Source organism: Streptomyces purpurascens (assembly GCF_045040895.1).
Lineage (GTDB): Bacteria > Actinomycetota > Actinomycetes > Streptomycetales > Streptomycetaceae > Streptomyces > Streptomyces purpurascens.
In genome coordinates this window covers 6208516-6231586 of the sequence record NZ_CP108341.1, presented here as the reverse complement: position 1 = coordinate 6231586, position 23071 = coordinate 6208516, and the positions used below count along the sequence as shown (strand labels likewise).

22 protein-coding genes and 2 tRNA genes are annotated in these 23071 nt (G+C 70.7%); 11 read left to right on the top strand and 13 right to left on the bottom strand.

Annotated elements, in window-relative coordinates:
* The first annotated feature begins 7 nt into the window (after positions 1-7).
* Both rsgA and OHU35_RS28555 read left to right on the top strand, forming a co-directional pair.
* Positions 8-1018: a ribosome small subunit-dependent GTPase A gene (rsgA, locus tag OHU35_RS28560; protein WP_189723131.1), complete on the top strand. Its 1011-nt coding sequence runs from the start codon at positions 8-10 to the stop codon at positions 1016-1018.
* A 154-nt stretch (positions 1019-1172) separates the two neighbouring features.
* Positions 1173-1496 (top strand): multidrug efflux SMR transporter, encoded by a 324-nt coding sequence (locus tag OHU35_RS28555; RefSeq protein WP_189723130.1) that lies wholly within the window; start codon positions 1173-1175, stop codon positions 1494-1496.
* Positions 1497-1503: 7 nt separating this feature from the next.
* Here the strand turns inward: OHU35_RS28555 and OHU35_RS28550 are convergent, their stop codons facing one another.
* Positions 1504-2112: a TetR/AcrR family transcriptional regulator gene (locus OHU35_RS28550; RefSeq protein ID WP_189723129.1), complete on the bottom strand. Its 609-nt coding sequence runs from the start codon at positions 2110-2112 to the stop codon at positions 1504-1506.
* Positions 2113-2387: 275 nt separating this feature from the next.
* Here OHU35_RS28550 and hisN point away from each other — a divergent pair, with 275 nt between their 5' ends.
* The 6 genes from hisN (at position 2388) to OHU35_RS28520 (ending at position 7125) form a co-directional block, all read left to right on the top strand.
* Complete coding sequence (gene hisN / locus OHU35_RS28545) at positions 2388-3188, top strand: histidinol-phosphatase (RefSeq protein WP_189723128.1); 801 nt, start codon at positions 2388-2390, stop codon at positions 3186-3188.
* Between the two features lie 132 nt (positions 3189-3320).
* On the top strand, positions 3321-3713 hold the full coding sequence (locus OHU35_RS28540; protein ID WP_189723127.1) for a cyclic nucleotide-binding/CBS domain-containing protein: 393 nt from the start codon (positions 3321-3323) through the stop codon (positions 3711-3713).
* Between the two features lie 96 nt (positions 3714-3809).
* On the top strand, positions 3810-4226 hold the full coding sequence (locus OHU35_RS28535) for a Fur family transcriptional regulator (protein ID WP_189723126.1): 417 nt from the start codon (positions 3810-3812) through the stop codon (positions 4224-4226).
* Positions 4227-4361: 135 nt separating this feature from the next.
* Positions 4362-5129 carry an ABC transporter ATP-binding protein gene (locus OHU35_RS28530; protein WP_189723125.1) on the top strand — a complete coding sequence of 256 codons (768 nt, stop codon included), beginning with the start codon at positions 4362-4364 and terminating at the stop codon, positions 5127-5129.
* Entirely contained in the window at positions 5126-5989 is an 864-nt protein-coding gene (locus tag OHU35_RS28525; protein ID WP_189723124.1) for an ABC transporter permease, read from the top strand. Before OHU35_RS28530 ends, OHU35_RS28525 begins: the two co-directional genes overlap by 4 nt.
* A complete protein-coding gene (locus OHU35_RS28520; protein ID WP_405507345.1) occupies positions 5986-7125 on the top strand; it encodes an ABC transporter substrate-binding protein in 1140 nt (379 codons plus the stop codon). Before OHU35_RS28525 ends, OHU35_RS28520 begins: the two co-directional genes overlap by 4 nt.
* Before the next feature lie 63 nt (positions 7126-7188).
* Here the strand turns inward: OHU35_RS28520 and OHU35_RS28515 are convergent.
* The 4 genes from OHU35_RS28515 to OHU35_RS28500 all read right to left on the bottom strand — a co-directional run bounded on the left by OHU35_RS28515 (position 7189) and on the right by OHU35_RS28500 (position 12491).
* Positions 7189-7262 (bottom strand) — tRNA-Met (locus tag OHU35_RS28515).
* 103 nt (positions 7263-7365) lie between these two features.
* Complete coding sequence (locus OHU35_RS28510) at positions 7366-9186, bottom strand: tetratricopeptide repeat protein (protein ID WP_189723123.1); 1821 nt, start codon at positions 9184-9186, stop codon at positions 7366-7368.
* A gap of 234 nt (positions 9187-9420) precedes the next feature.
* A tRNA-Met gene (locus OHU35_RS28505) sits at positions 9421-9494 on the bottom strand.
* 57 nt (positions 9495-9551) lie between these two features.
* Complete coding sequence (locus OHU35_RS28500) at positions 9552-12491, bottom strand: UPF0182 family protein (RefSeq protein ID WP_359887745.1); 2940 nt, start codon at positions 12489-12491, stop codon at positions 9552-9554.
* A gap of 164 nt (positions 12492-12655) precedes the next feature.
* On the opposite strand from OHU35_RS28500, the gene OHU35_RS28495 reads away from it, so the two are divergent.
* Positions 12656-13198 (top strand): PPA1309 family protein, encoded by a 543-nt coding sequence (locus tag OHU35_RS28495; RefSeq protein WP_189723121.1) that lies wholly within the window; start codon positions 12656-12658, stop codon positions 13196-13198.
* 122 nt (positions 13199-13320) lie between these two features.
* Here the strand turns inward: OHU35_RS28495 and OHU35_RS28490 are convergent, their stop codons facing one another.
* From OHU35_RS28490 to OHU35_RS28475, 4 genes are all read right to left on the bottom strand, one after another.
* Positions 13321-14412: a PDZ domain-containing protein gene (locus OHU35_RS28490; protein ID WP_189723120.1), complete on the bottom strand. Its 1092-nt coding sequence runs from the start codon at positions 14410-14412 to the stop codon at positions 13321-13323.
* A 102-nt stretch (positions 14413-14514) separates the two neighbouring features.
* Complete coding sequence (locus OHU35_RS28485; protein WP_184590666.1) at positions 14515-14679, bottom strand: hypothetical protein; 165 nt, start codon at positions 14677-14679, stop codon at positions 14515-14517.
* A gap of 170 nt (positions 14680-14849) precedes the next feature.
* Positions 14850-15308: a molybdenum cofactor biosynthesis protein MoaE gene (locus OHU35_RS28480; RefSeq protein ID WP_189723119.1), complete on the bottom strand. Its 459-nt coding sequence runs from the start codon at positions 15306-15308 to the stop codon at positions 14850-14852.
* A 108-nt stretch (positions 15309-15416) separates the two neighbouring features.
* Positions 15417-16538 (bottom strand): SDR family oxidoreductase, encoded by a 1122-nt coding sequence (locus OHU35_RS28475; RefSeq protein WP_189723118.1) that lies wholly within the window; start codon positions 16536-16538, stop codon positions 15417-15419.
* Between the two features lie 193 nt (positions 16539-16731).
* Between OHU35_RS28475 and OHU35_RS28470 the strand changes: the two genes are divergently transcribed.
* Both OHU35_RS28470 and OHU35_RS28465 read left to right on the top strand, forming a co-directional pair.
* Positions 16732-18207, top strand: a complete 1476-nt coding sequence (locus OHU35_RS28470; RefSeq protein ID WP_189723117.1) for a zinc-dependent metalloprotease — start codon at positions 16732-16734, stop codon at positions 18205-18207.
* Positions 18204-18725 (top strand): NUDIX hydrolase, encoded by a 522-nt coding sequence (locus OHU35_RS28465; protein ID WP_189723116.1) that lies wholly within the window; start codon positions 18204-18206, stop codon positions 18723-18725. Before OHU35_RS28470 ends, OHU35_RS28465 begins: the two co-directional genes overlap by 4 nt.
* 145 nt (positions 18726-18870) lie before the next feature.
* Here the strand turns inward: OHU35_RS28465 and OHU35_RS28460 are convergent, their stop codons facing one another.
* The 4 genes from OHU35_RS28460 to OHU35_RS28445 form a co-directional block, all read right to left on the bottom strand.
* On the bottom strand, positions 18871-19626 hold the full coding sequence (locus OHU35_RS28460; protein WP_189723115.1) for an AIM24 family protein: 756 nt from the start codon (positions 19624-19626) through the stop codon (positions 18871-18873).
* A gap of 16 nt (positions 19627-19642) precedes the next feature.
* A complete protein-coding gene (locus OHU35_RS28455) occupies positions 19643-20323 on the bottom strand; it encodes an AIM24 family protein (RefSeq protein WP_189723114.1) in 681 nt (226 codons plus the stop codon).
* Between the two features lie 11 nt (positions 20324-20334).
* Entirely contained in the window at positions 20335-22053 is a 1719-nt protein-coding gene (locus OHU35_RS28450) for a TerD family protein (RefSeq protein WP_405507341.1), read from the bottom strand.
* Between the two features lie 138 nt (positions 22054-22191).
* On the bottom strand, positions 22192-22803 hold the full coding sequence (locus tag OHU35_RS28445) for a M48 family metallopeptidase (protein WP_189723112.1): 612 nt from the start codon (positions 22801-22803) through the stop codon (positions 22192-22194).
* Positions 22804-23071 lie beyond the last annotated feature (268 nt).

The window sequence follows — 23071 nt, the reverse complement described above, 5'->3', positions numbered from 1 at the left end:
TCACGTCATGCGCCGCTACGGCAAGCACACCGACGAGGACGACATCCGCACCCGTCCCGGCCGCCGGAACACCCGGCCCCGGACGAACATCCGGCCCAAGCACGAGGACGCCGCCGAGGGCCTCGTCCTCACCGTCGACCGGGGACGCCTCACCTGCCTCGTGGAGGACCGGGTGGTGATGGCTATGAAGGCCCGCGAGCTGGGCCGCAAGGCGGCCGTGGTCGGCGACCGCGTGGCCCTCGTGGGCGACATGTCCGGCAAGAAGGACACCCTCGCCCGGATCGTCCGCATCGAGGAGCGCACGTCGGTGCTGCGCCGTACGGCGGACGACGACGATCCGTTCGAGCGCGTGATCGTCGCCAACGCCGACCAGCTGGCCATCGTCACCGCCCTGGCCGACCCGGAGCCCCGGCCCCGCCTGATCGACCGCTGCCTGGTCGCGGCCTATGCCGGGGGCCTGGATCCGCTGCTGGTGCTGACCAAGTCGGACCTCGCCCCGCCCGACAAGCTGCTGGAGCTGTACGGCCACCTCGACACCCCCTACGTCGTGACCAGCCGCGAGGAACTGCAGAACGGCACCGCCATCGCCCGGGTGCGCGAGCAGCTCGACGGCAAGATCACCGCGTTCGTCGGGCACTCCGGAGTCGGCAAGACGACCCTGGTCAACGCGCTGGTGCCGGAGGAGCGGCGGCGTACGACCGGGCATGTGAACGCGGTGACGGGCCGGGGCCGGCACACCACCACCTCGGCGCTGGCACTGCCGCTGTCGGACAGCGAAGGCTGGGTGATCGACACCCCGGGCCTGCGGTCGTTCGGCCTGCACCACGTGGACCCGTCCCGGGTCATCCACGCCTTCCCCGACCTGGAGCCGGGCACCGAGGGCTGCCCGCGCGCGTGCAGCCACGACGAGCCGGACTGCGCACTGGACGCGTGGGTGGCCGAAGGGCACGCGGACCCGGCGCGGCTGTACTCGCTGCGGCGGCTGCTGGCCACGCGGGAGCGGAAGGAAGGCGACTGACCTCAGCGTTGTTTGTCACGACGTGCGGACGGTAAGTGCATAATCGCACCAAGCCGGAGGCAAGCCTGACCAAACTCCAGCAGAGCTGACGGATCCGAGGAATCTGCTCAAACCGACTAAGCGGTCACTGAACGGGATACGGGAGGAACGGCTCATGGCGTGGCTGCTGGTCATCGTGGCCGGGTTGCTGGAGACCGGCTTCGCCGTGTGTCTCAAGCTGTCGCACGGCTTCACACGGCTCTGGCCGACGGTCGCGTTCTGCGTCTTCGCCCTCGGCAGTTTCGGGCTGCTGACCCTGGCGCTGAGAAGACTCGACGTGGGTCCCGCGTACGCGGTGTGGACCGGCATCGGGGCGGCGGGTACGGCGATCTACGGCATGGTGTTCCTGGGCGACCTGGTGTCGACGCTGAAGCTGGTGTCGATCAGTTTCGTCATCGTCGGCGTGATCGGGCTGCAGTTGTCGGGCTCGGCGCACTGACGCCCCGTCACCCGGACTGCCGGTGCAGGGCGCTGCGGACCAGGTCGGTGACGCCGCCCTCGCCGGGTGGCGCGGCCACGCAGGACAGGGCGAGCCGGACGGCGAGTTCGCAGGAGCGGGACAGCTCGGCGGTGTCGGACTTGGGTGTGCCGGGTCCGGACAGGACGGTGACGGCCCGGTCGCGGATGAGGGTGACGAGGTCGCCGGGTGAGGGCAGCGGGCCGTCGGCGCGGCGCTGGGCCGGTACGGCGGAGGTGGAGGGCACGGCCGAGAGGGTCGGCGAGGGCAGCCGTTCGCTCCAGCAGCCGGTGAGCATGGCGCGGACCAGGGCGTTCTCGCGGGCCGCCGACGTGGTCCACTCGGCGGTGGCGGTGAGCCGGTCACGGAGGTCGCGGTGGCCGGCGAGCGCGCGGTCCACGCCGGCGAGGTATCCGTCGGCCTCTCTTCTCACGAGCGCCCGGGCGAGGCCGTCCTTGCTGCCGAACTCGTTGTAGAGCGTCTGCCGGGACACTCCGGCCGCCAGGGCCACGTCCACCATCCGCACGGCGGACCACGACCGGCGCGCCAGCGCCGCATAGGCGGCGTCCAACAGAGATTCCCGCGCTGCAGGCATCATTGCCTCCCCTTGGGGCCAGCGGCTCTGCGCCCAGGTTTGACGCGCGTGGACCCACTGTCAAGGGTTCGCGAGGGCACGCGGGGGCGCCTTTGAGCCGACCTGCGCGGTGCGTCCGCCCACCGCTCGCCGGCACCTCGTCGCGCCGGGTCGCACACCCACCCGCCCCCCAGCGGCAACGCCGAGCACCTCGCGGGCGCCGAGCCGCCACAACGCCCCCACACCCGCCCACAAACCCCCTGTAGCCCCACCCCCACCTCGGCAGATAGGTTCGTTACATGCCCGACTACCTCGACGATCTGCGCCTCGCCCACGTCCTCGCCGACGCCGCCGACGCCGCGACGACGGACCGGTTCAAGGCCCTCGACCTCAAGGTCGAGACCAAACCGGACATGACACCGGTGAGCGAAGCGGACAAGGCCGCGGAGGAACTCATCCGCGGCCAACTCCAGCGCGCCCGCCCGAGGGACGCGATCCTCGGCGAGGAGTACGGCGTCGAGGGCACCGGGCCCCGCCGCTGGGTCATCGACCCGATCGACGGCACCAAGAACTACGTACGCGGCGTCCCCGTCTGGGCCACTCTCATCTCCCTGATGGAGGCCGGCGAGGGCGGTTTCCAGCCCGTCGTCGGCGTCGTCTCCGCTCCTGCCCTCAACCGCCGCTGGTGGGCCGCGAAGGGCCACGGCGCCTTCACCGGCCGCAGCCTCACCAAGGCCTCCCGCCTGAACGTCTCCCGCGTCAACAAGCTCGCCGACGCCTCCTTCGCGTACTCGTCACTCAGCGGCTGGGAGGCACAGGGCCGCCTGGACGGCTTTCTGGACCTCACCCGAGAGGTGTGGCGCACGCGCGCGTACGGCGACTTCTGGCCGTACATGATGGTCGCGGAAGGCTCCATCGACATGTGCGCCGAGCCGGAGCTGTCGCTGTGGGACATGGCCGCCACCGCGATCATCGTCACCGAGGCCGGCGGCACCTTCACCGGACTCGACGCCCGCCCGGGCCCGCACAGCGGCGACGCGGCCGCGTCGAACGGTCTGCTGCACGACGAGTTGCTCGGATATCTCAACCAGCGCTACTGAGCGCGCCCCGCTGTTACCGAGCGCCCCCTTGTTGACCCTCCCTTTACCTGCCACCCTGAGAGTCCCCCCAACTTGTGAATTTGTGAAACGCTGAACAAACGGCGGGGACACTCACAGGAGGTGGCTCCATCCATGTTCGTCCGTGACGCCATGAGCACCGTCGTCCTCACCATCGGACCGACCCACACCCTTCGCCAGGCCGCCGCACTGATGTCCGCACGCCGGGTCGGGGCGGCCGTGGTCCACGACCCCGACGCCGGCGGCATCGGCATCCTCACCGAACGCGACATCCTCAACTCCGTGGGCCGGGGCCAGGACCCGGACACGGAACGCGCCCACGCCCACACCACCACCGACGTCGTGTTCGCGGCTCCGGCCTGGACCCTGGAGGAGGCGGCACAGGCCATGACGCACGGCGGCTTCCGCCATCTCATCGTGCTGGACGACGACGAGCCCGCCGGCATCGTCTCGGTCCGCGACATCATCCGCTGCTGGGTACCGTCCCGCCAGCAGGTGCCCGCCTGACAGCACGGGAGCACGTTAGACACAATCCAACACCAGGTGGATTCTAAACTCACACCTGTTCGGGACCTGGTCCGCTTTGCTGTTAGGCTGGTGGCCATGAGTGACCTTCTGGAACGGCTGCGCGGACGCGGATGGCGGATGACCGCGCAGCGGCGTGTCGTGGCCGAGGTCCTCGACGGCGAACACGTCCATCTGACGGCCGACGAGGTCCACTCCCGGGCCGTCGCCAAGCTGCCCGAGATCTCCCGGGCGACCGTCTACAACACGCTCGGCGAGCTCGTGTCCCTCGGCGAGGTGCTCGAGGTCTCCACCGACCAGCGCGCCAAGCGGTACGACCCGAACGCCCACCAGCCGCACCACCACCTGGTCTGCGCCCAGTGTGGCGCGATCCGGGACGTCCACCCGGTCGGCAACCCGCTGGCGGACCTCCCCGACTCGGAGCGCTTCGGCTTCTCGGTTTCGGACGTCGAGGTGACGTACCGCGGCGTCTGCCCGAACTGCGCGGCGGCCTAGCCCTCTCCTTCCCGACAGCCCCGGCACCGATGGGTGCCGGGGCTTGTCCGTGTCTGCGCACTTCCCGTATCTGACGGGTCGTCATATGGTCAACGGCACCCACCAGTCCGTTCCGCACTCCGCGAGGAGACCGAAGTGGGAGAGCCGTATCCAAAACTCACCGCCCATGACCTGACGCGCACCTTCGGCCGGGGCCCCCGCGCGGTCGACGCCCTCGGCCCCCTCGACCTGGCCGTCGCGCCCGGCGAGTTCGTCTGCCTCGTAGGCCCCTCGGGCTGCGGCAAGTCCACCTTGCTGCGCATCGCCGCCGGCCTGCTCCGGCCCAGCACCGGCACGCTGGAGATCCGCACCTCCAGCGCACGCCCGGCGGCCATGATCTTCCAGGACTACGGCATCTACGACTGGAAGACCGTCCAGGCCAACGTCCGCTTCGGCCTGGACGTGCAGCGCGTTCCGCGCGGCGAGGCGAACGCCCGCGCCGCCGAGTGGCTGGCCCGCCTGGGCCTCGCCGACTTCGCACACGCCTATCCGGCGGCCCTCTCGGGCGGTATGCGCCAGCGGGTCGCCATCGCCCGCGCGCTCGCCGTCGAGCCCGAACTGCTGCTGATGGACGAGCCGTTCGCTGCCCTGGACGCCCAGCTCCGCACGATCCTCCAGGACGAACTGCTGGAGATCACCCAGGCGCTGCGCACGACGACCCTCTTCATCACCCACAGCCTGGAGGAGGCGATCGTCCTCGGCGACCGCGTGTTCGTGATGTCCGCCCGCCCGGGCCGGATCATCGCCGAACACCGCCCGCCCTTCCCGCGCCCGCGCACCGGCGAGGTCCGCGCCACCCCCGAGTTCACCGCGCTGAAGAGCGAGCTGTGGGACCTGCTGCGGAAGGAGGCGGTGCCCGCATGACCACCATCGCCCCCGGGACACGAGGCCCGGCCCTGGTCCGCCGCCCGGGCCCGCACGAGTCGCACCCCGTACGGACCCATCGCCGCCGCCGCGCCCTCGAACTGTCCCTCGCGGCTGCCGTCCCCCTCCTCCTGGTGCTGCTCTGGCAGCTGGCGGCCGTCCGGGGCTGGATCGACGACCGCGTCTACCCGGCACCGTCCACGATCCTCGCCGACGGCTGGGACCGGGCCGCTGCCGGTGACCTGTGGCCGGACGTGTGGGCGACGCTCAAGCGCGTCCTGGCCGGCTACGCCGTCGGCACGGCGGCGGGCTACCTGCTGGGCCTGCTGATGGGTTCGCTGCCGCTGGTACGGGCCGCCCTGGAACCGCTCCTTGACGCCCTGTACGTCGTACCGAAGCTGGCCCTGCTGCCCGTCTTCCTGAACATGTTCGGCCTGGGCGAGGGCCCACAGGTGGCCCTGGTGGCGGCCACGGTCTTCTTCTTCGTCTGGATCTCCACGATGTCCGCGGTCATGGCGGTCCCCGACGGCCACCGCGACGCCGGCCGGGTCTTCGGGGCCTCCCCGTGGCAGATGTTCCGCCACGTCCTGCTCCCGGCCTCCTTGCCCGCCGTCCTGGTCGGCGCGCGGATCGCGGCGGGCGTGGCGGTCCTGGTGATCGTCGCCTCCGAGCAGATCGCCGCGACCGACGGCCTGGGCCATCTGATCTTCGACTCCCGTGCCCTCTTCCAGAACGACGTGATGTTCGTCGGCATCGTCTGCGTCGCCGCCCTGGGCGTGCTCTTCTCCGAACTGGTCCGGTTCGTCGGCCGGTTGCTCACCCCGTGGGCACCGCGCGACCGGGGACGGGGGCAGGCATGAGGGCACGTACGTACGGCCTCGCCCTGTTCGCGGGCGCGCTGCTGGCCTCGGCCGCCTGCTCGTCGCCGTCCTCCGGGCCGTCGCAGCCGAGAGCCGACACGGCGACGCGCACGATCCGCCCGGTCCAGGGCTGCGGCACCGCGTCCTGGACGGACCCCGCCGACCGCGCCCCCGACCGCGCCCCGGCCCGCTGCCGCCCGGGCTCCCCGGCCCCGCAACGGCTCACCGAGCCCCGGAAGCTGACGATCGCGACGGGCACGCTGAGCGCGGAGTACGTGGCACCGCTGCGGGTCGCCCTGGACAAGGGCGAGTTCGAGAAAGAGGGCCTGGACGTCACGCTGAAGGTGCTGCCGACACCCGAGGCCCTCCCGCTGCTGGCCAAGGGCGAGGTGGACGCGCTCTGGGCGGCCCCTGAGGCGGCTGTCATGAACGGCATCCGCGGCGGCTTCGTCATCCGCTGGGTCGCGGGGAACTTCTCTCCCGGCCCGAAGTCCAAGAGCGGCCTGTGGGTCCGGCTGAAGGACGGCGAGACACCGGCCGCCGTCCGGATGGCCGACCGGACACTCGGCACGATGATCGGCAAGGGCTCGGTGATCGCCTACCCCATGGAGCAGGCCCTGGAGCAGCACGGCGGCGGCCTCGACCGGATCCGCTACCAGCAGCTGGGCTCGGCCGACGTCCTCACGGCGCTGCGGAACGGCGGCGTCGACTCCGCGTGGCTGCTGGACCCGGTGTGGCGCCGGGTCGACGGCGAGCCGGGCTACGCCTTCCTGGGAGGCCAGCCACCCGGCGAGCCCCTGGGCGGCATGCTCTACGGCCCGAGCCTGCTGAACGACGACGTGGACGCGGGGGTGGCCCTGCTGCGGGCGTACATCCGCACGGTGAACACGTACTTCGCGGCCGACTACAAAAGGAACGAGAGGTACGTCACGTACCTGGCGGATCTCCTGAAGACGGACGCGGCGATCCTCCGCTCCACCCCTTCCCTGCGCATGGACTGGGAGATCCGCACCGGCACGACGGCCCGCCTCCAGGCGGCCTACCGGGCACAGGGCGTGGCGAAAGACGACGCGCTCCCCGAGTCCCGGACCGTGAACCGTTCCCTCTACGAGGAGGCGGTGGGCCACCGCCCCTGAACACACACTCTGAACACGCACCGAGGGCCGGAACCCTTTCGGATTCCGGCCCTCGGTCTTCAGTAGCGGGGACAGGATTTGAACCTGCGACCTCTGGGTTATGAGCCCAGCGAGCTACCGAGCTGCTCCACCCCGCGGCGATGAATGCAACGTTACGTGAACGCGGAGGCCGGATGCAAATCGCTTACCGACGAGCCCCGGCCGCGGGCACCACAGAGCACCTTGCAGCTCACCCGGGCATTACGCCGACAGCTCCTGCCGCAACGCGTCCCGCAACCGAGCCGCCCGCTCCGCCACGGACGCGGGCCCGAGAGACACCGCACGGTCGGCCCACCGCTGCCCCTCCGCCAGCTCGCCCCGACGCGCGTAGACCAGGGCGAGCCGCAACGCCGCCCGCCCATGCCCCGCATCGGCCGCCCGCGTCCACCACACCACCGCCTCGGGGTCGCTGCCCTCCCTGGCCAGCAGCAGCCCCAGATTGAACGCGCCGTTGCGGGACCCGGCCTCGGCCGCCTCCCGGTACCACCGAGCCGCCTCGACGACGTCGCCCCGGGCCGCGGCGTGCATGCCGACCCGCACCTGCGCCCGCCGGTGCCCCTGCGAGGCCGCCCGCTCGTACCACTCCTCGCACTCGCTCCGCCGGTGCACCGGCTCCCCGAGCTCGTGCGCCGGCTCCGGCGGCCGGCGCGCGTCGAGCACGGTCGCCAGCCGGTACGCGGCCTCGGCGCTCCCGCCCCCGGCCGCACACCGCAGGTGCCGTTCGGCCTCCTGGTCGTCGCCGTCCCGCAGCCGCGCCATGCCGACCTGCAGGGCGGCCTCCGTGTGCCCGGCGGCGGCGGCCCGCTCGTACCAGCGCAGCGCGGCCTGCTCCTCGCCCCGTCCGGCGTGCAGGATGCCCAGGTTGAAGGCGGCGTCCACGCTCCCGGCCTCCGCGGCCTTGGAGAACCACGGCTCCGCGCCCGTCTCGTCCCCGGCCCGCAGCAGCAGGATCGCCAGCGCGTTCGCCGCCTCCTGGTGCCCGGCGTAGGCCGCGCGCCGGTACCACTGCTCGGCGTGCGGGGTGCGCCCCTGCTCGGCGCAGAGCAGCCCGAGGTTGTACGCGCCGTTGACGTCGCCCGCGTCCATCGCGGCCCGGTACCACCGCTCGGCGGTCTGGGTCTCGCCCCGCTCGGCGTGCAGCGCGCCCAGCGCGTTCGCCGCGTTGCCGTCGCCGTCCTGAGCGGCCCGCAGCCACCACACGGCGGCGTTCTCGGTGTCGCCGGCGTCCCGCAGCAGGAATCCGAGCGCGCAGGCGGCCCGCGCCTCACCGTCCTTGGCGGACGTCAGGTACCAGCGCCCGGCCTCCTTGAGCTCGCCGCGCTTCTCCAGGATCGTCCCGAGGTGCAGCGCGGCCCGCCGGTGACCGCGCGCGGCGGCCTGCAGGTACCACTGCTCGGCCTCGTCCGGCACGGGCGCGCCGTCGTCGTCGGCCTCCCGCGCCGCCTTGCGGTCCAGCGCCCGCGCCAGCCGGTACGCCGCCTCCCGGTGCCCGCGCTCGGCCGCGGCCCGCATCCAGTGCTCGGCCCCGGCGTCGCCGCGGTGCTCCAGCAGGTCGGCGAGGGCGTACGCGCCCAGGGTGTGGCCCTGTTCCGCGGACTGGCGCAGCCAGTACTCGGCGGCGGGTTCGTCGCCGCGCTCGCGGTGGTGCCGGCCGAGGGCGTGCGCGGCCGCCGTGGATCCGGCGACGGCGGCGATCCGCCACCATCCGGCGGCCTCGTCGGCGTATCCCCGCTGGTGGAGAAGGACTCCCAGGTTGTTGGCGGCCGCCCGGTCGCCCGCGGCGGTGGCGGCACGCAGATGGGGTTCGGCACCGTCGAGATCACCACGGCGCAGCAGCATGGCCCCGAGAACACTCATCGCCTCGGCGTCGCCGGCCTCCGCGGCGAGCCGCTGACGCAGCTCCTCGGCTGCCTCATCGGCGATTTCCCCGGTCTCGTCCGGGGTGTCGGTGTCCTCCCGGCTGGAAGGCTGCACAAAACGCCCTGTCTCGAACAGAGTTGCCTTGTCCCCCATAACGTCCATCGTCGCACCACCTGCAACCTGGGTACACCTGGTATACCGCAGCCATTGAGGTCACTACAGCGTTTTGTCGACATGCCCACAGAGAGACAAGTCAAACACAGATTTCCCAACTCCCCCCGGTGGCACGGCCGCAGCCCGCACCAGCACATGCGTTCACACATCACGAAGGCCCGGATTCCTTTGTGGAATCCGGGCCTTCGATGTCGCTCCGTCACTCGGACTTCGCGATTTCAGTAGCGGGGACAGGATTTGAACCTGCGACCTCTGGGTTATGAGCCCAGCGAGCTACCGAGCTGCTCCACCCCGCGCCGTTGTGTTCACAACCATATCACGGCGCGGGTGGAGCATTTGACCAGGCCGGAGCCCTAACTGCTCGGCTTCGGGCTCGGGCTGCCGCTCGGACTGGCGCTGGGCTTGCTCTCCCCGCCCCCGGCTCCGCCGGCCCGGTCCGCCGCGGCCTGCGCCTCCTCGGCACGCTGGAGGGCGTCCTCCAGGTCCTTCTGCGCCCGGCCGTACGCCTCCCAGTCGTTCTCCTTCAGGGCGTCCTGGCCCTCGGTGAACGCCTTCTGGGCGTCTTCCAGGGCCTGCTTGACCGTCGGGTCCTCGGACGTCGGTGGTGGTGGCGTCGTGTCGCCGCCGTCCGGTGGCTCAGGCGTGGCGCCCTCCGCCCCGAAGATCTTGTTGAGGGCCTCGTCGAGCGTGTTCTCGAAGGCCGTCTGGCCTCCGTAGGTGACCAGCACCTTGCGCAGCAGCGGGTACTTCAGTCCACCACCGCGTACGTAGACCGGCTCCACGTACAGCAGTCCTCCGTCGAGGGGCACCGTCAGCAGGTTGCCGTACTCGACCTCGGAGTCGCCGCCTCTCAGGAGCCTGATGGACTCGGCGATGTCCTCTTGGGAGTTGAACTGGCTCTGGACCTGCTTGGGTCCGTTGACCGTGGTGTTGGTCGGCAGTTTCAGGATTCTGATCTTGCCGTAGTCACTGGCGCCCGCTTCGGCGTCGACGGCCATGAACGCGCTGAGATTGTCCCGGCCGTTGGGCGTGAGGGTCGTCGTCAGCGAGAACGCCTGTGCCTTCTGGTCGGGCATCTTCATGCTCAGGTAGTACGGCGGCACCGCGTTGCCCGACCGGTTCGTCGGGTCGTCCGGCACCTGCCACACCTCGCTGCCGCTGAGGAACGTCGTCGCGTCCTTCACGTGGTAGCGCGTGAGCAGCTCCCGCTGGACCTTGAACAGGTCCTGGGGGTAGCGCAGATGATCCATCAGCGGCTTGGAGATCTCGCTCTTGGGCTTCACCGTGTCCGGGAAGGCCTTCATCCAGGTCTTCAGGACCGGGTCCTTGGTGTCCCACTGGAAGAGCTTGACCTCGCCGGTGTACGCGTCGACGGTCGCCTTCACCGAGTTGCGGATGTAGTTGACCTGGTTCTGCTGGGCCACCACCGCGCGGTTGTCGTTGGTGGCGGTCAGCGAGTCGGCCGTGGTGTCGCCGAGGGTCGTACGCGAGGAGTACGGGTATCCGTTCGTCGTCGTGTACGCGTCGACGATCCACTGGATACGGCCGTCCACGACCGCCGGGTAGGCGTCGCCGTCGATGGTCAGCCAGGGGGCGACCGCCTCGACGCGCTCCTTGGGCGTGCGGTTGTACAGGACGCGCGAACCCTCGCCGATGGCGCCGGAGTAGAGGATCTGCGGTTCGCCGAACGCCACCGCGTACGCGGCCCGGTTGACCGGGTTGGAGAGGTTGACCCCGCTGTCGCCCTTGTAGCTGGTGGTCTTCTCGCCGTTGTCGTCGGAGTAGTCGATCTCCTTCTGGGGACCGCCGACGATCGAGTACGTGGTGGTCTTCTCGCCGTAGTAGACCCGCTGCTCGTACGTGCCGAGGTCGCCCTCGGAGGGCAGGTCGGACTCCGTGAAGTTCGGCCGGCCCTGGGCGTCGGCGCTGGTGCCCTCGGCCGCGACCGCTCCGTATCCGTGGGTGTAGCGGAAGTGGTTGTTGATCCAGTTCTTCTTCGGGATGCCCGCGAGGTTCAGCTCACGCAGGCCGATGACCGTGTCCTGGTCCTTGCCGTCCTTGGCGTAACGGTCCACGTCCAGGTTGTTCGGGAACGCGTAGTAGTTCCTGATCTGCTGGAGCTGCTGGAACGTCGGCGAGACGATGTTCGGGTCCATGATCCGGATGCTCGCCGTGGAGTCGACGTCATCGCGGAGCTTGGTCTTGTCCTCGGTCTTGCTGGTGCCCGTGTAGTCGGTGACCTTGGTGCCGTCGATGCCGTAGGCCTTGCGCGTCGCCTCGAGGTTCTTCTCGACGTACGGCGCTTCCTTGGCCTGCTCGTTCGGCTGAACCTGGAACTTCTGCACGATCGCCGGGTACAGGCCGCCGATGAGGATCGCGGAGAGCACCATCAGGCCGAAGCCGATCACGGGCAGCTGCCAGGTGCGCCGCCACAGGGTGGCGAAGAACAGCAGCGCGCAGATGACGGCGATGCAGAACAGGATCGTCTTGGCCGGCAGATAGGCGTTGGCGTCGACGTACCTGAGGCCCGTCCAGTTGTCGGTCGCCCTGAAGTCGCTGGACTTGACCGCGAGTCCGTACCGGTCCAGCCAGTACGCGACCGCCTTCAGGGCCACGAAGACGCCGATGAGCACCGACAGGTGCCCGGTGGCCGCCGCCGTGGCGCGGGCGCCGGGGCTGGTGACGCGCAGCCCGCCGTACAGGTAGTGCGTGAGTGCGGCGGCGATCACGGACAGGATCGCCGCGGCGAAGCCGAAGCCGAGCAGGAACCGGTACCAGGGCAGGTCGAAGGCGTAGAACGAGACGTCCAGCTTGAACTGCGGGTCCTTCTCGCCGAACGGCACGCCGTTGACCCACATCAGCCAGGTCCGCCACTGTCCGGACGCGGAGGCGCCGGCGATCAGGCCCACCAGGGCGGTGATCCCGAACAGCAGCCACTTCTTGTAGGGCGCGATGCCCATCCGGTAGCGGTCGAGGTTCTGCTGCTCCATCGACATGGCGCTCAGCGGTGGCCGCAGCCGGTGTGCCAGCCAGATGTTGAGGCCGACGGCTGCGGCCATGAGCAGGCCGAAGACGAAGAAGAGCCCGATCTTGGTCCACAGGGTCGTGGTGAAGACCGACGAGTAGTTCACCGACCGGTACCAGAGCCAGTCCGTCCAAAAGCCCGCGAACATGGTGAACGCCATGCCGAGTACGGCCAGGACGCCCAGCGTCATGAGCAGGGTCCGGACACGCCGGGACGGGCGGCCCACTCTCATCCGCGGCCCTGTCGGGCCTCCGCCGCGGTCCGGCATCTGGAAAGCCAAGGTGCGCACCTCGAAGTTCGCTGTTGATCCGTCAGGCCCGCGTCTTCACGGACCGTGCGTGGCCCCCGGTGATCGTGGGCCCCCACCTATGCAACTTACTCACCGTTTACTCGGTTCCCGATTCCGGTCAGGAACGAGGCAGGATTGTGACCATGTCCAACACTCCCATGGCTGCGAACCCGCTCACCCGGGCCGTTCTCGAGATCGACGAGTACGTCTCCGGCCTCGGCTGGGACCAGCCCGCCCGCCTTTTCGCCCTCGTCGACACCGCACGGCTGCGGGCCGAACAGCCCTCGCTCGCCGACCGGCTCGGTCTCGGGGACGAGTCGGAGAACTCCGGCCTCACCCCGATCGAGCAGGACGAGGTTCCAACGGGCAAGCCGCTCGACGAGTTCCTCGCCACCATCGCCTGGCCCGACGCGGTGGTCGGCTGCGCCCTCGCCGTGGAGCGTCTGATGCTGCCGCCGTCCGCGGAGGCCCAGGTTCCGAAGGGCCTGGACCAGGCCGCGCTGACGAAGTGGGTGGCGGACCACCCGGACCGTCAGGAGGTCCGGATGACGGTCGCGGTCCTGCGTGACGGCGCCCGCGAGTCGGCCCTGCGCCTGCGCGAGAAGGACTCCGCCACGGAGGTCCTCACCGGCTCCGACCTGGTCCCGGGCCTGGCGCAGGCGCTGGCGGCGACGTTCGCCGAGTAGAGCGGCAGCACCGTGGTGTGAGGGGGCCTGCCGGTCTCTTGGGGCTCCGGGGCCCCACCGGCCCCGCAGGTCCCCTCAGCCGCGCCGGTCGCCTTTCCCCGGCCCGTCCTCGGCCCCGCGGACTACTTGCCGCACTTCGGCAGATCGGCGGTGTCGCCGCTGCGGAGGTCCTTGAGGGCGCCGAGGGCGTCCTGGATGGTGTCCACCTTGATGAGGGTGAGTCCCTCGGGGGTGTCCTTGGCGGCGGCGGCGCAGTTGTCGGCGGGCGTCAGGAAGTACTGCGCGCCCTTGGCCCGGGCACCCACGGTCTTCATCTCGATGCCGCCGATCGGGCCGACCTTGCCTGCGTCGTCGATCGTGCCGGTGCCGGCCACGAACTTGCCCCCGGTCAGATTGCCCGGCGTGAGCTTGTCGTAGATGCCGAGCGCGAACATCAGCCCGGCGCTCGGCCCGCCGACGTCGGCCAGCTTGATGTCGACGGTGAACGGGAACGTGTGGTCGGTCCCCGCGGAGATCCCCACGATGGCGCGCTTCTCGCCCTTGTCGTCCGAGGTCGTCGTGGTGATGGTGATGTCCTGCGTCTTCGTCGGCGTCCGCTTCTCCTTCTCCGCGGCCGCCTGCTCCTTGGCCGGCACGATCGTGAAGCGGACGTCCTGGCCCGGCTTGTGCCGGGTGACGAGCTTCGCGACGTCGGCCGGCTCCTTGACCGTCGTACCGTCGACGGCCTTGATCACATCCCCGGCGTGCAGCTTGCCCTCGGCCGGGGACCCCTTGACGACCGTCGAGACGATCACCCACGACTTCACCGGAACGTCGAGTTCCTTCAGGGCGGCGACCTTGGCGCTCTCCTGGGACTGGCTGAACTCCTCGGCGTTCTCCTGGGTCGACTGCTCCTCGGTCTTGCCGTCCGGGTAGAGCGTCTCGCGCGGCACGACCTTGTTGTCGTGCGCGAGCCAGCCGTAGACGGCTTCGACCAGGTTCATCCGGTAATCGGCGCTCGTGACCCGGACCGTGGTCATGTTCAGGTGGCCACTGGCCGCATACGTCTTGCGCCCCGAGATCTGCAGCACCGGCTCGCCGTCATGATCGCCGAGCGTGTTCACCGTCGGCCCCGGGGACATCTCCGCGTACGGCACGGGGATGAACACTCCCGCGCACAGGAGCGCGATCAGCATCAGGGTGGAGGCGAGCATCGTCGCGGTGCGGCGTGGCATGACTCGACAGTACGGGACGGGCCTGTCAGCGCACCGTCAGGGCCGCCCGTCCGGGGCGGCCCTGGGGGCTATACCGTCTGTGACCTGCTGTTTCCTTGGCCTTCAGCTACCCGGCCCGGGCTTCTCCATGGCCTCGCGAAAGCGGGCGTATCCGGTGAGTTCCGGGCCGTCGCCGCGGGCCTTACGGGTCCGGTTGGCCCAACTGCCCCAGAGCCCCGCGCCGATGGCAGCCACAAGCGGAATCAGCAACCAGGCGAGAGCCGCCATGCCGACCTCCAACCCCATTGAGCGTCCGCAACTGACTGATCAGCAGATTAACCATCCGCAGTGACAACGCTCACGCCAGGGGTGCGGTTACGCAACCGGAGGGCGGTTCCGGGATCAGCAGGCGCCGACCCGCCCTCCCGTCACCCGACCACCACCCCTGAACGACAGCGCTACGCGCCGACCCATTCATCCGTGCCGTCGGAGAACCTCTGGTGCTTCCAGATGGGCACTTCGTGCTTCAGGTCGTCGATCAGCTTCCGGCAGGCCTCGAACGCCTCTCCCCGATGCGGACAGGAGACGGCTACGACCACGGCGAGGTCTCCGACCCGGAGGTCCCCCACCCGGTGCACGGCCGCCAGCGCCCGCACAGGGAAGTCGGCGACGACCTTCTCGGCGATCCGCCGCATCTCGGCCTCGGCACTCGGGTGGCAGGAATACCCGAGCTCCGCGACATCGGCACCCCCGTCGTGGTTCCGGACGGTCCCGACGAAGAGCGCGGTGCCGCCGGCCGCGTCGTCCCCGACGGCCCGGAAGACCTCGTCCAGGGAGAGGGCCGTGTCCCGGATCCCGATCAGCTTGATCGGATCCTGTGCTCCCTGCTCACCTGGGTGATCGCTCGTGGTTGCCATGCCTCCATCGTGCCGCACGCGACTGACAACGCGGAATAGACCTATCGACCGGCACGCGCGCGTACGCGTTGGAGTCTCATACAGACGGTCTCTCCGCAGGCGTAGCTCTCAGATCCGCCGCCGGGCCTTGCGTGCCCGTCGTACCACCGCGGCCGCACCCAGCAGCGCCACCGTCGCGCCCGCGGCGCCCGCGGCCGTCGCGTCCTTGCGGCCCAGTCGCCGCCCGGCCACCGTGTGCCGGCCGGAGACCTCCTCCAGGAGCTCCGCCAGCACCTCCTCGTTGGTGTACTGCGGGCGCCACCCGGAATCGTGCAGCCGGCTCCCGCTCACCACCCAGGGGTACATCGTGTACGCCAGATCCCCCGCGGGAGACGGCGTGAGCCCGATCCGGTGCAGTCGCGCCGCCGCGCCCAGCGCGACCGCCGACGGCAGCTCCATCCGCCGGATGCCGCTGAGCTCCTCGACCTCCTCCTGTTCCAGCCACCCGTCGCAGCCGACGGCCAGTTCCCCGTCGACCTTCTCCAGGACGGCGTACTCGAGCGCGCTGCACAGGTCCTCGACGTGGCAGAACTGCCACGCGGGCCGCGACCCGGCGACGACGAGCAGTCGAGGAGACTCGAAGTACCTGGTCAGCGCGGTGTCCGTGCCTCCCACCAGGACGGCGGGCCGGACCACGGTGACATTGAGCCCCGGGTGCGCCCGCGGGGCCCGCCGCGCCAGCCGCTCGATCTCCAGCAGGTCGCCGACGCCCGTCGCCTCCGCCGTGGCCCGCAGCTCGGCGTCCTCGGACAACGGCAGCTCGTTCTCCGGCAGCGCCCCGTAGACCATCGCCGAGGTGCACAGCACGACCCGGTGCACTCCGGCCGCGGCGGCCGCCGTCAGGACGGTCTGCGTCCCCCGTACGTTGTAGGCCGTCCGGGCGGCCGCGTCGGTCTCCAGATCGAGATCCAGCGCCAGGTGCACCACGACGTCGGCGCCGCGCAGCTTGTCCGCGATGGCCGGATCCCGTACGTCCAGGATGTGCCACTGCGCCGCCGCGCACTCGCCACGCCGCTCGTCGATGGCGACGACCTGCTTGACCTCGTCGGACGCGGCGAGCTGCTCGGTGAGCAGCGCTCCGATGCCGTACGCGGCGCCGGTGACCGCGACGACGGGCCCGCGCCCCGCGGGACTCGCGGAACTGGTTGACTGGTTTCGCGCTGCGCGAACCTGCGGATCTGGGGAACTCACCGGGCGTCTCCAGCGGTTGTCTTCAGTACGAGCACGAGTGAAGCGTGCGTACCAGGTGGCATCCATCCTGCCGCAGGCCGTCAGTCGGCGAAGCACCGAGGCCCGATCCGCCCCAAGGTGTCTACGCTGGGTGGTGATGTCGGGCAGCCGTGCCGCCGGAAAGAACCGGCGGCCCTACAAGCCGAGGAATCCCGTGAGTGACACCCCATTCGGATTCGGCCTTCCGCCGGAGGAGCCGGACGACGGCGACGAGGGCAAGAAGAAGGACCAGGAGAGCGGTGGTGGTCAGGGACCGGCCAATCCGTTCGGTTTCGGCGGCCTGCCAGGAGCCGGAGGCTTTGGCGGCGGCCCTGGTGGCCCCGGTGCGGACAATCCGTTCGCTGCCATGTTCGGTTCCCTGAACCCCAACGACCTGGGCGCCGCGTTCCAGCAGCTGGGCCAGATGCTCTCCTACGAGGGCGGCCCGGTGAACTGGGACATGGCCAAGCAGATCGCCCGCCAGACGGTCTCCCAGGGCAGCCCTGACGGCACCAAGGACACGAGCGTCGGCCCCGCCGACCGCAAGTCCGTCGAGGAGTCCGTCCGCCTGGCCGACCTCTGGCTCGACGACGCCACGTCCCTGCCGTCCGGCGCCACCTCCGCGGTGGCCTGGAGCCGCGCGGAATGGGTCGAGGCGACCCTGCCCGCCTGGAAGGAGCTCGTCGACCCGGTCGCCGAGCGCGTGGGCACCGCCATGGGCGACGTCCTGCCGGAGGAGATGCAGGCCATGGCCGGCCCGCTGATCGGCATGATGCGCTCGATGGGCGGCGCCATGTTCGGCACGCAGATCGGGCAGGCCGTCGGCGTGCTCGCGGGCGAGGTCGTCGGCTCGTCCGACATCGGCCTGCCGCTCGGCCCGGCCGGCAAGGCCGCGCTGCTGCCGGTGAACGTCGAGACGTTCGGCAAGGACCTGAGCGTCCCGCAGGAGGAGGTGCGGCTGTATCTCGCCCTGCGTGAGGCCGCCCACCAGCGCCTCTTCGCACACGTGCCGTGGCTGCGCTCGCATCTGTTCGGCGCGGTCGACGGCTACGCCCGCGGGATCAAGGTCGACACGGCCAAGCTGGAGGACGTGGTCGGCCAGTTCGACCCGCAGAACCCCGAGCAGCTGCAGGAGGCCCTCCAGCAGGGCATGTTCCAGCCGGAGGACACGCCGGAGCAGAAGGCCGCCCTGGCGCGCCTGGAGACGGCTCTGGCGCTCGTGGAGGGCTGGGTGGACGCGGTGGTCCACGCCGCCGCGAAGCCCCGTCTGTCGTCCGCCGACGCCCTGCGCGAGACGCTGCGCCGCCGCCGCGCCTCGGGCGGCCCGGCCGAGCAGACGTTCGCCACGCTGATCGGTCTGGAACTGCGTCCGCGCCGCCTGCGCGACGCCTCCCGCCTGTGGGCCTCGCTCACGGACGCGCGCGGTGTCGACGGCCGGGACGCCCTGTGGGCCCACCCGGACATGCTGCCGACCGCGACCGACCTGGACGACCCGGACGGCTTCGTGCACCGCGAGCAGATCGACTTCTCCGAGCTGGACAAGATGCTCGGCGAGGCGGCGGGAAAGCCCGATCTGAAGAAGAAGGACGAGGCCGAGGGCGAGGTCGACGGCGAAGGCGAGGACAAGAACAAGGGCGACGACGCCGGGTGAGCCTGTACGACGACGCGGTCCTCGTGCTGAAGGGGTACGAGGGCCAGACGGACCTGCGCCAGGCCTATCTGGACCATCTGGCCGAGCACCCGGACGGCCTGTGGAAGCCGTGCCAGGCGGGTCACATCACGGCGAGCGCCCTGGTGATCGACCCCGAGGGCGGCAGGGTGCTGCTGACCCTGCACAGGAAGCTGCGGATGTGGCTCCAGATGGGCGGCCACTGCGAACCGGGCGACTCCTCCCTGGCCGCCGCGGCCCTGCGGGAGGCGACGGAGGAGTCCGGCGTCTCGGGGCTCTCGCTGCTGCCGGGCGGCCCGGTCCGCCTCGACCGGCACCCGATCCCGCCCCCGTGCCACTGCCACTTCGACGTCCAGTACGCCGTCGTGGCACCACCGGGCGCCGCGCACGCGGTCAGCGACGAGTCGCTCGACGTGCGCTGGTTCGGGTACGACGAGGTCGCGGAGGTGGCCGACGAGTCGGTCGTACGCCTGCTGGAGGCGACCCGCGCGAGGCTGTGAGCTCACAGCCGACTGAGGGGGCGACCGCCATGGGTGGGGTCGCCCCCTCAGGGGCGCGGGGAACTGCGCGACCAGCCACACACGGCCCGCAGCCGACAACCGGCTCGTAGCCCCCTGGAGCCCGCCGGCCGAACCCGCGGAGCGCTCAGCTCCAGACGTTGCCCTGGTTCTGCCCGCGTGCTCCCTGCTGGCCCATGCCGTACTGCGCGGAGAGGCCCGAGCCGACCTGGGCGTTCTGCGGCGGCAGCAGCTCGCTGGGCTGGACGAGCGCGTAACCGGTGCCCATGAAGCTGAGCTCCCAGCCCTCGCCCGTGTTGCCGCGGCGCCGCCACACCCCGGAGGAGTGCGTCTGGGCCTGCATCTGCACACGCAGGCTGGTCGACCAGGCGACGATCGCGTCGGCGTCGCAGTTGACGTACTTGTCGGGGGTCACCTGCATCAGCAGCGGCATGCCCGAGGTCATCAGGGCGATCTTGCCCCGGCCGGTGATGTTGAGCTGGTACTTCCCGGAGCCGGAGATGCCGTACAGGCTGTCGACGGCGATGACCTCGTGGTGCAGGGAGGAGTCCATCGCCAGCACGTAGCTGCTGTCGACGGTGAGGCCGTCCTGCTCCACCTCCATGACGTGGACGTGCTGCTTGAGGTTGGCGAGGTAGACCGTGCCCTGCCCGTGGCAGCGCATCAGGTCGAGTCCCTCACCGGTGTGCGCACGCGCGCGTGACTGGTCGTTGCCCTGGTACTCGGCGTCGAACTCGACGAGGCCCTGGTAGGCGACCATGGTGCCCTTGCGGGCCAGGATGTCGTCGTGGCCCTCCAGGGTCACGCGCAGCATCTGCTTGTTCTGCAGGCTCCAGCGGTCCTGGGTCTGCTGATCGTTGTAGGCGAAAATCGGGCTCTGCATGGCGTGTTGCTCCCCCTCAGCCCCGGACCCGGAGGCGGTCGGTGCTGTCCTCACTGGGCTGGACGACGACGATGCCCTGACCGGAGAAGGCCATCTGGTAGGCCTCGCCGCTGCCGCGGCCGATCAGCGACTGTGCCCTGAAGCTGCGCTTGCCCTTGACCTTGAGGTTCGGGGACCAGGCGACGAGCGCGTCGGGGTCGACGTACGTCTCGTCCTCGCCGCCTCCGCAGTCGACGACGATCGGCTTGCCCCGGGAGGTCAGCGCGACCCAGCCCTGCCCGGAGATCTTGGTGTTCCACAGGCCCTGCCCGGCGAACTTCGCCAGGCCCTTCACCCGCTCGACGCCCCACGTGAGGTGAGCGTCGAAGGCGAGCAGGTTGGTGGCGTTGACGGAGATGCCGTCGCCGTTGAGGTTGATGACGACGACGTTCGCTCCGTAGTCGGAGAGGTAGAGCAGGCCGTCGCCGGAGCACTTCATCAGGGGAGCGCCCTCGCCGGTCATCCAGTCCTTGGCGATCTGGCGCACGGCCGGCGGGTTGGGCTCGTACTGGACGAACCCTTCGTAGGCGACCATCGACCCCACGCGCGCGAAGAGGTCGTTCCCGGTCTGCATGGCGACCTTCAGCATGTGGTTGCCGTGGTTCTCCATGCGGGCGGTGACGGGTGCGGGGGCGTGGCCCGCGAGCTGCTGTGTCATGACGGGCTCCCTCAGACCTCGTACGGCTGAACGACGATGAAGTTGCCGGGCGCTCCCCGGAACTGGAGGTTCACGCTCTCGCCGGTGTCACCGGGGTAGGCGTTGCGGCGCATCCGCACCTGGCTGGAGACGACGACCTGGGCGGCGGCCGACCAGGCGACCACGGCGTTGCAGTCGGCGAACGTGGTGGGCGTGACGGGCAGCACCACGGGCGTGCCGTGCGTCTTCACGACGATGGTGCCGCTCCCCTGGAACTGCATCGTGAACAGCGCGCCCCCGGGGATGCCGTGTCCCTCGATGCGGCGGACCTCGTAGGTGAGGCTCTCGTCGAACGCGAGGACGTTCTCGGCGGAGACGCAGACGGCGTCGCCCTGGAGCTCGATGGGGTGCAGCATGGTCGAGTTCTCGGCGAGGAACACCTGCCCCTGGCCCGTACAGCGCATCAGCTGCATCTCCTGGCCGGTCGCGTTGCCCACGATCCGGCCGGCGAAGCCGGCGCCCTTGTAGCTGAAGTCGACCTTGCCCTGGTAGAGCACCATGCTGCCCTGCCGGGCCAGCACGGGCTGTCCGCCGACGCCGAGGTCGACGCGGACGAGCTTCTTGTTCTGCTGCGTCCAGCGCTGCCCTGTGGGCGTCTCCTTGAACTGCTGGAGCGCGGCGGACACGCCGGCGCCCTGGGGAGCGGCGGCCTGCGGGGCGGCACCCTGCTGCGGGGCACCGTAGGGGGCCTGCCCGAGCGGCGGCTGCTGGCCGTAGCCCGGGGGCGGGGTGGGCTGGCCGTAACCGGGGGGCGGGGCCGGGGCCTGGGGTGCTTGGGGTGCCTGGGGCTGGCCGTAGCCGGGAGGCAGCGGAGCCGTCTGGCCGGGGACCTGGCCGTACTGCGGCTGCTGGCCCGGCTGGCCGTAGGGCGCGGGTGCCGGGGCCGGAGGCGGCACCGGGGAGCCGCCGGGCGGGGTGTTCATGGGCGCGACGATGGTCGGGGCGCCATGCACTCCGGGCGCCGGTGCCGGAGGCGGCGCGAAGCCCTGCGCGGCGGGCTGAGGAGCGGGCGGCGGCGCGGGAGCGGGTGCCGGAGGCGCTGCCGGTGCGGGGGCAGGGGCCGGAGCCGGTTCCGGAGTGCCGGGGACGCCGAACGCGGGCGGGGCGAAGCCGGGGGCTGCGCCGGCCTGCGGCTGCTGCGGTGCGGGCTCGGGCGCTTCCTCCTCGGCCACCTCGCCGCCGAAGTTCTTCAGCAGCGCGTCGAGACCGCCGTCGAAGCCCTGCCCGACGGCGGCGAACCGCCAGACGTCCTTGAGGTAGAAGTCGCCCAGCATCACGGCCCGTTCGGTGGAGAACTCCGAGCCGTCGAAGGAGTAGCGGGCCACCTCCTCGCCGCCCGCGACGATGCGGATGTACCCGGGGGCGATCTGCGACATCTGGCCGGCGCCGTCGATCGTCGCCGTGAAGGACAGCTTCTGGATCTGCGGCGGGATCCGGTCGAGCGTCACCCGGAAGGACTCCGTGTCGCCCGCCTGGGCGCCCAGGAGCTGAAGGGACTCCTCGGGGGACTTCGGCTGGTTGAAGAAGACGAAGTAGCGGTCGTCCGAGAGCCGTTCATCGGCGTCGAGGCCGAAGCAGCTGATGTCGAAGCTCAGTCCGGGGCCGGAGATCTGCACACCTACGTACAGATCCGTGCCCGCGGTGAGGTCACTGATCCTGGCCTTGTGGCCGCGTTGGAATTCCCTGGCCATGCGTAACGACCGTCCCCCATCCAGAACGTGATTGCGTCGCGCCAGGCTAACGGCAAACTCGGACACCGGACGAAGTCGGTACAGACCCGGTACAGAACCCCCGCGCGGCCGTATCGGCTGCTCGCTCGCGCAAAGCGGTCACTCACCCCGTGGGCGTTCACCCCGCGCACCGGGCACATGCGGCAACCGCTCGGCGGCGACCACGCCTTCGAGGTAACCCCGGGCCCGCTCCGTTCGCGGATAGGCCTCCAGCAGCTCCCAGAAGCGGGGTCCGTGTCCGGGGACGAGCAGATGGGCGAGTTCGTGGAGGAGGACGTAGTCGATGACGTACTCGGGCATGCCCTGCAGGCGGTGCGACAGGCGGATGCTGCCCTCGGACGGGGTGCAGGATCCCCAGCGCGTGTTCTGGTTGGTCACCCAGCGCACCGAAGCGGGGCGGGCCCGCCCGCCGAAGTACTGGTCCGAAAGACGCCGGGCCCGCTCGGCCAGCTCGGTGTCGCCGAGGGTCCGCCTGCTCTCCTGGGCGGCCAGCTTGTCGAGCATGACGGTCACCCAGCGCTGCTCCTCCGCCTCGGACATCCGGGCGGGGATGAGCACAACGGTGCGATCGCCCTCGCGGTACGCGGAGACCGTTCGGCGTCGGCGGGTGCTTCTGCGGACCTCAATCGCGCTCGCCCTCGAGCCGCTCGGCGGCTGGCTCGTCGTGCTGCGCTGTGGCTTTCCGGCGCGGTGCAGTGGGTCGGCGGGCACGCCCCGACGTTACCCGCTGCACACGGGGAAGTCCCGGCTCCAGGACGGTTCGGTGCCGATGCCCCCACCGGCCGCCGGATTTGTACGACGAATGCCCGTGCCTGTGGACAACTTTCGGCAGCCGACGGCGGGTTTGGGCATGCTGGCTCTTGTCGGCGAAGCGATGGGCGGGTTCGGTCCAGGACCAGGGCCGGGCCTGCGGGCCAGTCTCAAGCTGCTCCCACACTCGACCGGCGCACGGGGACGATCTATGACATACGGGGGCCTG